The sequence below is a fragment of the Cupriavidus sp. 05T313 genome, assembly GCF_056396665.1.
Window position 1 is genome coordinate 1 of sequence record NZ_JBFTLX010000626.1, and the last position, 456, is coordinate 456.

The window sequence follows — 456 nt, forward strand, 5'->3', positions numbered from 1 at the left end:
GGCTCCGGAGGTGCTCTAGTCCATGGCTAAGATCAAAAAGGGTGACCTCGTTCAGGTCATCACTGGCGCCAAGGCTGAGCGCGGCGGCGACCGTGGCAAGCAGGGCAAGGTTCTGCGCGTATTCCCGGAGACCAACCGCGTGCTGGTCGAAGGCATCAACCGCGTAACCAAGCACACCAAGGTCGGTCAGTCGCAGCGCGGCACCAAGACCGGTGGCATCGAGGTCGTTGAGGCTTCAATCCACATCTCCAACGTGGCTCTGGTTGACCCCTCCACCAAGAAGCCCACCCGCGTCGGTTTCCGCACCGAGACCGTTGAGCGCGATGGCGTGAAGCGTGAAGTGCGTGTCCGCGTGGCCAAGAGCTCAGGGAAGGACATCTAATGACTGAGACTCTCGAGACTCCGGTAAGCAAGATCGTTCCTCGTCTGAAGACCAAGTACGCGGATTCCATCAAG

Annotated in this window: 1 protein-coding gene; it reads left to right on the forward strand. The window is 60.1% G+C overall.

Annotated features, from left to right (window positions below; all coding sequences use genetic code 11):
* Positions 1-22 precede the first annotated feature (22 nt).
* Positions 23-382 (forward strand): 50S ribosomal protein L24, encoded by a 360-nt coding sequence (rplX, locus tag AC1DKD_RS42075; RefSeq protein WP_066436866.1) that lies wholly within the window; start codon positions 23-25, stop codon positions 380-382.
* The last annotated feature ends 74 nt before the right edge of the window (positions 383-456 follow it).

Bases quoted from the DNA above. Each gene is read 5' to 3' on its own strand.
- rplX (WP_066436866.1), top strand. From the start codon at position 23: ATGGCTAAGATCAAAAAGGGTGACCTCGTTCAGGTCATCACTGGCGCC.